The sequence below is a fragment of the Sporocytophaga myxococcoides DSM 11118 genome, assembly GCF_000426725.1.
In the GTDB taxonomy this organism is placed as follows: Bacteria; Bacteroidota; Bacteroidia; order Cytophagales; family Cytophagaceae; genus Sporocytophaga; species Sporocytophaga myxococcoides.
Map to the genome: position 1 here is coordinate 354,778 of NZ_AUFX01000006.1, position 10,157 is coordinate 364,934.

General features: G+C 37.2%; 8 protein-coding genes. 3 read left to right on the forward strand and 5 right to left on the reverse strand.

Annotated elements, in window-relative coordinates:
- Positions 1 to 19 precede the first annotated feature (19 nt).
- Complete coding sequence (locus K350_RS28200; protein ID WP_156026991.1) at positions 20 to 490, reverse strand: hypothetical protein; 471 nt, start codon at positions 488 to 490, stop codon at positions 20 to 22.
- Between the two features lie 547 nt (positions 491 to 1,037).
- On the opposite strand from K350_RS28200, the gene K350_RS0110065 reads away from it, so the two are divergent.
- Complete coding sequence (locus K350_RS0110065; protein WP_028979804.1) at positions 1,038 to 1,367, forward strand: DMT family transporter; 330 nt, start codon at positions 1,038 to 1,040, stop codon at positions 1,365 to 1,367.
- Positions 1,368 to 2,199: 832 nt separating this feature from the next.
- On the opposite strand, the gene K350_RS0110070 is transcribed toward K350_RS0110065, so the two are convergent.
- Positions 2,200 to 3,225, reverse strand: a complete 1,026-nt coding sequence (locus K350_RS0110070; protein WP_028979805.1) for a phenylalanine--tRNA ligase subunit alpha — start codon at positions 3,223 to 3,225, stop codon at positions 2,200 to 2,202.
- Between the two features lie 152 nt (positions 3,226 to 3,377).
- Between K350_RS0110070 and K350_RS0110075 the strand changes: the two genes are divergently transcribed.
- Positions 3,378 to 4,505: a HEPN domain-containing protein gene (locus K350_RS0110075; RefSeq protein WP_028979806.1), complete on the forward strand. Its 1,128-nt coding sequence runs from the start codon at positions 3,378 to 3,380 to the stop codon at positions 4,503 to 4,505.
- A gap of 58 nt (positions 4,506 to 4,563) precedes the next feature.
- Here the strand turns inward: K350_RS0110075 and K350_RS0110080 are convergent, their stop codons facing one another.
- From K350_RS0110080 to K350_RS0110090, 3 genes are all read right to left on the reverse strand, one after another.
- Entirely contained in the window at positions 4,564 to 6,204 is a 1,641-nt protein-coding gene (locus tag K350_RS0110080) for an ABC-F family ATP-binding cassette domain-containing protein (RefSeq protein WP_028979807.1), read from the reverse strand.
- A gap of 270 nt (positions 6,205 to 6,474) precedes the next feature.
- Positions 6,475 to 7,638, reverse strand: coding sequence for a TFIIB-type zinc ribbon-containing protein (locus K350_RS28205; protein ID WP_051313026.1), 1,164 nt, complete (start codon positions 7,636 to 7,638; stop codon positions 6,475 to 6,477).
- 82 nt (positions 7,639 to 7,720) lie between these two features.
- Positions 7,721 to 8,833, reverse strand: a complete 1,113-nt coding sequence (locus tag K350_RS0110090; RefSeq protein ID WP_028979808.1) for an SPFH domain-containing protein — start codon at positions 8,831 to 8,833, stop codon at positions 7,721 to 7,723.
- A gap of 304 nt (positions 8,834 to 9,137) precedes the next feature.
- Between K350_RS0110090 and ribD the strand changes: the two genes are divergently transcribed.
- Positions 9,138 to 10,157: a bifunctional diaminohydroxyphosphoribosylaminopyrimidine deaminase/5-amino-6-(5-phosphoribosylamino)uracil reductase RibD gene (gene ribD, locus K350_RS0110095; protein ID WP_028979809.1), complete on the forward strand. Its 1,020-nt coding sequence runs from the start codon at positions 9,138 to 9,140 to the stop codon at positions 10,155 to 10,157.

Consider the following 10,157-nt stretch of genomic DNA (forward strand, 5'->3'; position numbering starts at 1 on the left):
TCAAACTGTTGCTCATTTTTTACTGAATATCAATTTCCAGGTTTCCGCTCATCAGATCTTCATCTTTTCCATTTACACTAGCGGGCAATTCTTTAGCCAGCTCATCATCCAATTCCTGATCAGAGGGTTTTGCACTTGTCATTTGTTGTTCTTCTGAAGTAAAAGAAGCATCCATTGGTGCTTTGGCCTTGTTTTCTGCTATTACTTCATTGGCGAGAACACGCGCTCTGGAAGAGTGATACAACGACTTCTCCAATTGACCTTCATTGTAGTATTTCTTAGCCAGTCGCTCATGAGATACTGACTTATTCAGCTTACCATTAAACAATTTGGTCTTTTTCACCACCATATGTGCAAAGCCAATGGTGCGATTAGTCTTTAACAGAAAGTTTTTAACTTTCACTTTATCAGCAGTAGGATTTGCAAGCACTGAAGCCAGTGTGAACAATGATAAAATTAGGCTAAGATATAGTTGTCTGAATCGGATCATGTGGTTTTTATTTTGTTTGGGAGATTAATACGAAAAAATAATTGAGTAGATACAAAAGTTTTCCTGAATGAAATTAAATATAACCAACTGACAATAAGACCAATACATCAGAAGTAAAAGTTTTTTTTATTTTGAAACCTATTCAGCTTCACTTCCAAGATCCTGAAGATCTGTCAAGTATCTTTAAAATATGAGTCTTCAAAAAGATTAGGCCCTAAATATCAACTATTTCCAGACCTCTCAATGAGTGGAACTCTCCACAGCAAAAACCGGTTTAAGTACTATATGCAATTCCACAAATTTTTCATAGAGCTATTAGACCACTAAAGTCCCAGATAAGACGGGACCAGGAAATTGCATTTTCCACCTTTACAAAACTCCCGAACATTAATTTCAATGATAATAAAATCAATTATGAGCTTGTCTCAAGGTGATTCTATTGCCTGATGAGTAAGTGAAACTTGATTCAATTTCTATTCTCCTTTCACTTATTCATCAGACAATAACTAACTATTGAGGCTGCTTCCACCTCTAAATATATATTGTTATGAACTGGATATATCTTTCTCTCGCAATCGTGACAGAAGTTGTAGGCACAGTGATGATCCGATTTTCGAATAGTTTTTCGAAGATCATACCTACTATTTTAATGATAGCTTTTTATATCGTAAGTTATTATTTCTTTAACCTGTCCATTAAAAAAATTGAGCTTGGTACTGCTTATGCTGTATGGTCAGGCGTTGGCACTGCATTACTTACAGCAGTTGGGATGCTTGTTTTTAATGAAAGTATTTCTCTAAGCAGAGTTATAGCCATCACTCTTATTCTTATTGGAGTACTAATACTCAACTTATCAGGATCATCTTCACAGGCATAAAAAATGATGGCATATAAATAAAGAGAGGTTGTTCAAAAGATGCAGCCTCTCTTTTTTTATTTCCGGTGGTGTCGGGTCTTTCGACCATAGCTATCAATTTAACAGATTTGATTGATGCCATAACCTAAAGCGATGGCAGAATTATTAAGTTCATGCCTTTGCTTGAGCCTGAATCAACTGGCATTTTTTAAATTTTATGTATTGAGTTCAAATAACATGGTTTAGTTATTTTTCAGTTTATTAAGAATTTTTTGAGGAAAGTGCAGACCTCGGAGAGGTCATATGTTTATAGTTACTACCTGAAAAATAGCATACGACCCCATTGGGGTCGCATCAATACTACATTCGCTTTTCTATAAATATTCAATCCCTTCAGGATTGTAAATAAATGAATAAAGCGATTGTTAAAATTATAAAACAGTTAAGCTGACACATGGTCTTTCGACCCGACATCACTGAAATACCCAATCCGCTAAATCAGAAAGGGCTGTCTTCTTAATAAAGACAGCCCTTTTATTTATGGTACAACTTCGAAGATTAGAAAGCCAAACTTCGAGCAAAAACCTTAAGCAATAGAACTTTTACCTGACATTTTGCTAGTAAAAGCTGACGTGACGGAGCTTTTTGTTAACATTTGTAAGGTAAAAGCTCACATGACGGAGGTTTTTGCTGACATTTCCTGTGGTGTCGGGGTCTTTCGACCCGAAACATTTAAGAGATAGTGTGTCAGGTCGGAAAGACCTGACACCACAAATTAGACGAAGTATAAAAAAAGAGACTGCCCGATTAGACAGCCTCTTTTATATTTTCCTTAGTGAATAGATTTGTTTAATTACCCAAGAAAGGTAAACTGCTTCAGGAATCTCACGTCATTCTCTGTGAACAAGCGAAGATCTTTGATCTGGTATTTAAGCATGGTAATTCTTTCAATACCCATACCGAAAGCATAACCTGAATATTTCTTAGAATCAATCTTTGAGTTTTCAAGTACGTTAGGATCAACCATTCCTGAACCACCGATTTCAACCCATCCTGAATGTTTACAGATATTGCAGCCCTCACCCTTACAGATCAGACAGCTGATATCAATTTCCGCACTGGGCTCAGTAAAAGGGAAAAATGAAGGTCTGAATCTAAGTTTAGTATCTTTTCCAAACATCTCTTTCACAAAGTGGTAAAGTGTCTGCTTAAGATCTGCAAAGCTTACATTTTCATCTATGTACAAACCTTCTACCTGATGAAACACGCAATGTGCTCTGGCAGATATCGCTTCATTTCTATAAACTCTTCCTGGAGATAAAGTCCTGATGGGAGGCTTCTGATTTTCCATCACCCTCACTTGCACAGAAGAAGTATGCGTTCTTAATGCAATGTCAGGATTTTTCTCAATGAAAAATGTATCCTGCATTTCTCTTGCCGGATGGTTCAGTGGGAAGTTCAGGGCAGTAAAGTTATGCCAGTCATCTTCAATCTCAGGCCCTTCGGAAAGGTTGAATCCCATGCGCTCGAATATCTGGGTAATTTCTTCACGCACCATAGAAAGAGGATGACGTGTACCATTCTGATCAGGAATTCCAGGGAGCGTCAGATCTTTTCCTGAAGAAGCATTTTGTGAAGCCGCCTGTTCAAACACTTCTGTAAAGTGGAGAAGCTTAGCCTGTGCTGCATTTTTAAGAACATTCAGCTCTGCACCCATTGCTCTCTTTTCTTCATTGGGTACTTGCTTCAGTAGGTCGAATAATTCAGTAACCTTACCTTTTTTGCTTACAAACGTTAGTCTGAATTTCTCAAGACTATCTTTAGTATCTATCTGAAATTGCTCTATTTCTTCCGAAATGCCTTTTATCTTATCTAACATGCTACAAAGATATAAATAAACTTAAGGTTCAACAATTCTGTAATTTTAAGATGAACATAAGGAAATGATAATTAAGTCCCATTTTTTGTTAAAAATAAAATTTTATATATTCCATTAAACTAAATTAACTGATATTCAAATTTATCATTAGGATGAATATAAAAATAATAGCGCCATTAAGAAATTTTCTGTTTAAAAAAGCTGACACCAGGCTCAAAATGAATGGGTTCATAGCAACAAATCGACAACGTGAAATTCAAGAATTTATTCTTTTAAGCCCGCCTTTCTCTTTAGCAGTTGGAGGAATTAATTTTAGGACTCTTTCAGATAATGTTTGTATATATTACTCTGGAAACTTGCGTTCCTTAAATGTGATATATGATGATCGAAACTTAGTAGCTGTTGGTAGGTCCTTACTTGTTCTATTCCAATCCTATTTATTTGCCATGTGGTTAATCAAGGATAACTCTGTAAATATATTTGAAGGATTTCTTAGCTCCTTAGATGAAACCAATGTACGCGAATATCGTCATGATGTCAATTCAAATTCTGCTGGCTCATATGAAGACGTTTATTTTGATGACGATGAATTTAACCGAATATGCCGTATCCAGGAGGTATTACTACCTATTTTTCTTGTGAATGACAATTCTGATCCAACTCCAAATTTTGGCACCAACCCTTCTGTTTATAATAAGATTTTGTATAATAATCACAATAGAATACGACGAGCTTTGGACTTTTTATGTAGAGCCAGATATGAATCATTCTTACCTTCAAAAATTTCCATGTACATGGCTGTACTGGAATCTTTATTTAATACTTCAAAGTCAGATGTAGATAAAACCGTCCGAAAAAGAACAGCTTTATTCTTAGGGGGAAATGAAAATATCCAAACATTAAATAGCGAAATCATTAAGAAAGCCTACAATGTGAGATCTAATTACATTCATGGGCAAATTTTAGGAAAAGCTGAAAATAGCAGGAATTTAATTGATCTATCTCAGAAAGTAGATAATTTAATTAGGCAGGTATTAACTAAAGCTATTGACGAACCATCATTCCAAATGAAAGAAAAAGATGCAATAAAGTGGATTGATAATACTTTTAAATTATCATTAAGAAACACCTTTACTTTCAAAGATTTCACCGAAGTTAATACAGCTGGTTCAAACTTTAAAATTTACACTCATGAACCACCTTGCAATAAGTCATTCATTTCTGAACATCCGCTAAAATTATGTCCCTTCTGCAAAGGTGCGGCTGAAATTATTACATAATCACCTAAAATAAAGAGTAGCTTTTTGCCATACCCAAAAACTACTCTTTAAATAGTTGTTATTTCGCCTTCCTTTCAATCTCTCTCAGATTCTCCATTTTCTTATTTCTTAAGAACCCATTGATATCTTCGAAATGCTCTTTCACTCTTTTGTTTCCGAACTCAAAAACCTTTGTAGCCAGGCCACTTAGGAAATCTCTGTCGTGAGAAACAAGAATGATGGTACCATCGAACGCTAGCAGCGCTTCTTTAAGGATATCTTTGGTTTTCATATCCAGGTGGTTAGTAGGCTCATCGAGGATCAGAAGGTTTACCGGTTCTAAAAGCAATTTAATCATTGCAAGCCTTGTTTTTTCTCCTCCTGATAATACCTTCACTTTCTTAGCAGAAGCATCACCACCAAACATGAAGGCACCTAAAATATCTCTGATTTTTGTCCTGATATCACCGACAGCAATATTGTCGATAGTCTGGAACACTGTTAGTTCTTCATCAAGTAAAGATGCCTGGTTCTGGGCAAAATAGCCTATCATAGCGTTATGCCCAACTTCCAGCTTTCCATCAAAATCAATTTCTCCCATGATAGCCTTTATCATGGTTGATTTACCCTCACCGTTTTTCCCGACAAATGCTAACTTTTGGCCTCTTTCAATAGTAAAAGAAGCATCTTTGAAAACAACATGATCTCCATAAGTCTTTCCTAATTGATTGGCAATTACTGGATAATTACCTGAACGAGGGGCTGGAGGGAATTTAAGATTCAGAGATGAAGTATCTACCTCATCCACCTCAATAGGCTCAAGCTTCTCTAGCATTTTAACACGAGACTGTACTTGAAGCGTTTTTGAATATGTACCTTTAAAGCGATCTATGAACTCAGTAGTGTCTGCAATAAAGCGCTGCTGTTCGTCAAACGCCTTCTGCTGGTGCTGACGACGCTCTTCTCTTAATTGCAGGTAATGAGAATAGTTGGTTTTGTAATCATAAATGCGACCCATTGTTACTTCAATGGTGCGGTTTGTAATATTGTCAACAAAAGCTCTGTCGTGGGAAATTACAATTACAGCTTTTGCACTGTTTACCAGAAAATCCTCCAGCCATTGGATAGATTCTATATCCAGGTGGTTAGTAGGCTCATCGAGAAGGATAAGATCAGGAGTTTGCAATAGTATCTTTGCAAGCTCAATACGCATGCGCCATCCACCGCTGAATTCGCTTGTAGGTCTTGAGAAGTTTTCTCTCACAAATCCCAATCCTAGCAAAGTCTTTTCAACTTCAGCGTCAAAATTGATTTCTTCAATAGAATAATACTGCTCACTGACTTCAGAGACACGTTCAATAATTTTATAGTACTCATCAGATTCATAGTCAGTTCTGGTTTCAAGCTCCTTGTTCAGTGCATCAATTTCCTTTTTCATATTAAGGATAGAAGCAAATGCCTTTGAAGTTTCTTCAAAAACAGTGCTATCATCATCCAGCAGCAGGTGCTGAGGCAGATAAGCAATGACAGCTCCGTTGGGCGCAGTAATTTTTCCTTTTGTGGGTTTATCAACGCCAGCAATAATTTTTAGCATGGTAGATTTACCGGCACCGTTTTTACCCATAAGGGCTATTCTGTCATTATCATTGATATTGAAAGTAACATCGCTGAAAAGTGTTCTGCCGCCAAAAGCTACAGTAAGTCCGTCAACTGAAATCATGGAGATTTAAAATAAAATTAAGGGTGTAAAGATACGTATTTTTCAACGATACCCGGGAATGAAAAATTCCGAAATTAGCCTATAAGGGAAGATTTTAAGCAGATTATTCCCAATAGACAGGATATAGAGAAAATCATTTACCCTGAAAAATAAGGATTTAAAAAAGTAAATGCGAAATTAAAGTAAAATTCACCTGTTTCTGGCAAAGTAAATTTGCCTATTAATCCCGCATAAAATTCTAATAATTTAATGATAAGCTGAAACTCCAGCCTATTTAAATACCTTAAAAAGCAATAATAAAAAGATTGCTAAAGCCACAATTCCAGTGGTAATATCAAGTCCAAAACAGCATATTGTGATAATTCCAGAGATCACAGTACCTGCAATTTTCATCCAGCTGTATGGCCTGTCTCCTTTAGTTTCACCCGTACGGGCATTGATCAAAAACCTGAAGGATTTCCCCCTGTATCTGAATGAGCTGATCCACAATGGCAATAGAGTATGCTTAAAGGTGGTATTACTGTATGTCGTATCAGATGAGTGAATCCTTTGCCTGTCTCCTCCAATATCACTGCGAATGCTTGAATCGATTGTTCCTTTGATCTTATTTTTGGCTAATTCAAAACTATCTTTTAACCCAACCTGGTAGCTTTCACTTCTAAATCCCGCAAGGTAATTTTCGTTAAATGGAACAAGACCTTCAAGATCCCATGGTTCGAGAACATCCACATAATCTCTGGGAAGAGAATGTGATGCATTTACAAGCACATCGTCAAAAGAATTTCCAACGCTCCCTGCTGCATAATACCAATCCGTCACCACCCTGGTCCTTGTCTTGGTAACTGTCTGTCCATTTTCAACGGTAGTATAGTGCTCTGTTTCATGTCTGTCTATCCCTTGCTCCCCTGTATAGTCAGTCAGAGTATTCGTATCAAATGTCCAGTAAGGCAGATATATTCCATTCAGCTTTTCAGATACTGCATACTTTTTCAGATCATTTGGAGCAAACCATAAAGATCCAAGCCATTTACCAAAAGATGAGTAAGCCTCTTTCTTATCGATTTTAAAGGGCAAAACAGATTTGGGTTTAATGACTGTTTTGATATGAGCATTTTTCAGAACGAGGGCAGTGCCACAAAAGGCGCATTCATCAGCAGTAACGTTAGGTTTAAGTGTTGATTCAGCTCCGCAGCTTGTACACTTTACGCTCGAAACCTCGTGGCTTTCACCATCATTATTCTTATCAAGATCAGTATGAGCATTAAAATCCAGTTCCGAGACTTTTTCTACATCATTAGGTGTAACAATTTCATTTACAGTTCCACAATATTCACATTGAAGTGAATTTGTACCTGGAGCGTACTTTAATATCGCTCCACAACTCTTACATCCGGTGGTATTCCCCAGATCACTTATAATTGGATTTTGCTCCATTTATCAAAAGATCAACTTTAACATGTAAAAAATAAAAGGTATGCTTCTGATCCTGAAAAATTTCAGGACCAGAAGTATTAAATTATGATTGAGGAATCGGAGGGGGAATCGGAGGAGGCGTATTATTAAATATTGCTGATAACTCCGGAATTTGTTCAGCCAAGGCCCAGGCTGGCATACCGCTCTTCCAAACCATAGACTTAGCAGTGAACTGCCCTTGAGCAGCAAACTGAGATAATTGATTTACATCAAAAGGCCCTGTCTGTTGGCCGTTTACAGCAACGAAATATGCTGCCACCGGCAAAGGAGGAGGCATACTGCCTTTATTCATCTGCTGAGGGTTATTGTTCTGATTCATCATGTTCATCCCCATCATCATTCCAAGCATATCTACACCAGGATTTCCACCACCCTGTTTTGCGGAGATTTTCATGGAATCCAACAGATCCTGCTGCACGAAAGTACTGCTATCACCCAATGCCATTTTTTCACTTATCATCTTCAGCCTGCGCTTATCTTCTTCAGTAAGTGAAATGCTTTCAACCAGGAAAGTAGGAAGCGTGAGGCCATATTTTGCCTCAATACTCGCATTGATCATCGGATGCAGAATATCAGACAACTCTTTGAGATTTCCAGCCAGTTTATTTGCAGGGATTCCTGATTCATTCAGTTTATCTGTAAACTCCATCACCAGGATACTTCTTAACTGTCCGGTAATGTAGTCTGTAGGATAAACTCCATTTGTTGCAGAAAACCTTTCAAGAAACATTTTCGGATCTTTGAACTTAAAGCTGTAAGTCCCAAACGCTCTTGCCTCTATATCAATACCAAAGCGTGGATCTGTATAATATACAGGTTCTTTCACTCCCCATTTCATATCGACAAATTCCTTCATATTGAAGAAATACACCTCAGCTTTGAAAGGGCTGTTAAAACCATACTTCCAGCTGTTTAGTGTCGTCATGATAGGCATATTACTGGTAGTCAGTTCGTGCCTGCCAGGGTTAAAGAGGTCAGCCACAAGATTTCCTTCATTTACCAAAACTGCTACCTGGCCTGGCCTCACAGTAAGTTGTGCACCATGCTTTAACTCGTTGTTGTACCGCTCAAAACGGTAAACCATAGTATCCTGAGTATTATCAAGCCATTCAACGACATCGATAAACTCACCTTTAAATTTGTCAAATAATCCCATTAAATTTTGTCGGATAGAAAAATGTGAAATTTAGACTTTAAATAAGACTCCTGAATTTGTTTGTATTTAATACGTAATATAATCTCCAAAAATCTCATAGCTTGTTTACAAATATTATTCCTAATATACTGAATTTATGAAATTTCATCCAATAAACTTTTAGTTATATACTCTTCTGTTACAGCCGAAACTAAGCAAATTCGATTATTCCTATTTATTCATTCTGGAACAATGGAACTGCACTGAAAATTGCCATTCTCAGAATCATCGTTTAACTTGTAGAACGGATAGGCTGAATTAGAATATGGAAGAGATATTTATGCGACGTGCTTTCGACCTGGCAGCAAATGGCCGAGGAAAGGTTAGTCCAAATCCGATGGTAGGATGTGTTATTATAAAAGACGGAATTGTGATCGGAGAAGGCTGGCATATGGCTTACGGAGGACCACATGCTGAGGTAAATGCCATTGCATCTGTTGCTGATAAAACCTTGCTAAACGGAGCTGACATTTATGTAACTCTTGAGCCTTGTGCACACTACGGCAAAACTCCTCCTTGTGCAGAATTGCTGATAAAATACCCTTTTAGAAAAGTCATTATTGCTAATACAGATCCAAACCCTTTAGTTGCCGGAAAAGGGATTCAATTGCTGAAGGATTATGGTTTGGAAGTGATTACGGGAATTTTAAGCGAATACGGAGATAGACTCAATGCTCGGTTCTTTACATTTATTCAGAAAAAAAGACCTTATGTAATCCTGAAGTGGGCGGAAACCTCTGATGGTTTCGTTGCGCATAGCGATTATTCATCCAAATGGATCAGCGGAAGGATTTCAAGGAAACTTGTACACAAATGGAGAACAGAAGAAGATGCTATTGCAGTTGGAAAAAATACTGCTTTATATGACAATCCTCAATTGAACACTCGTGACTGGCCTGGCAAAAATCCGATAAGAGTTATTATTGACCGCAACCTGGAACTGCCTTCTAATCTTAATCTTTTCGATGGTTCTCAAAAAACTTTCTGCTATAACCTTCTAAAGGATGAAGAAAGCAATAATGTCATTTATGTAAAGGTTCCTGAAGACAACTTCATACAAACTTTGCTTGATGATCTATACAAGCGGAAAGTACAATCTGTCATTATTGAAGGGGGATCTGTCCTTTTAAATCTTTTCATTTCGGAAGGACTTTATGATGAAGTAAGAATATTTAAGGCTCCACATACGTTTGAGAATGGTATACCTGCTCCAGGTATGAGAGGCAAACCCGAAGAAATAATTAAGGTTGAAGAGGATGAACTTTGGGTTTATTACAAAAAATAA

Excerpts from the sequence above, each read along its gene's own strand:
- K350_RS28200 (WP_156026991.1), bottom strand. The coding sequence starts at position 490 with ATGATCCGATTCAGACAACTATATCTTAGCCTAATTTTATCATTGTTC.
- K350_RS0110065 (WP_028979804.1), top strand. The coding sequence starts at position 1,038 with ATGAACTGGATATATCTTTCTCTCGCAATCGTGACAGAAGTTGTAGGC.
- K350_RS0110070 (WP_028979805.1), bottom strand. The coding sequence starts at position 3,225 with ATGTTAGATAAGATAAAAGGCATTTCGGAAGAAATAGAGCAATTTCAG.
- K350_RS0110075 (WP_028979806.1), top strand. The coding sequence starts at position 3,378 with ATGAATATAAAAATAATAGCGCCATTAAGAAATTTTCTGTTTAAAAAA.
- K350_RS0110080 (WP_028979807.1), bottom strand. The coding sequence starts at position 6,204 with ATGATTTCAGTTGACGGACTTACTGTAGCTTTTGGCGGCAGAACACTT.
- K350_RS28205 (WP_051313026.1), bottom strand. The coding sequence starts at position 7,638 with ATGGAGCAAAATCCAATTATAAGTGATCTGGGGAATACCACCGGATGT.
- K350_RS0110090 (WP_028979808.1), bottom strand. The coding sequence starts at position 8,833 with ATGGGATTATTTGACAAATTTAAAGGTGAGTTTATCGATGTCGTTGAA.
- ribD (WP_028979809.1), top strand. The coding sequence starts at position 9,138 with ATGGAAGAGATATTTATGCGACGTGCTTTCGACCTGGCAGCAAATGGC.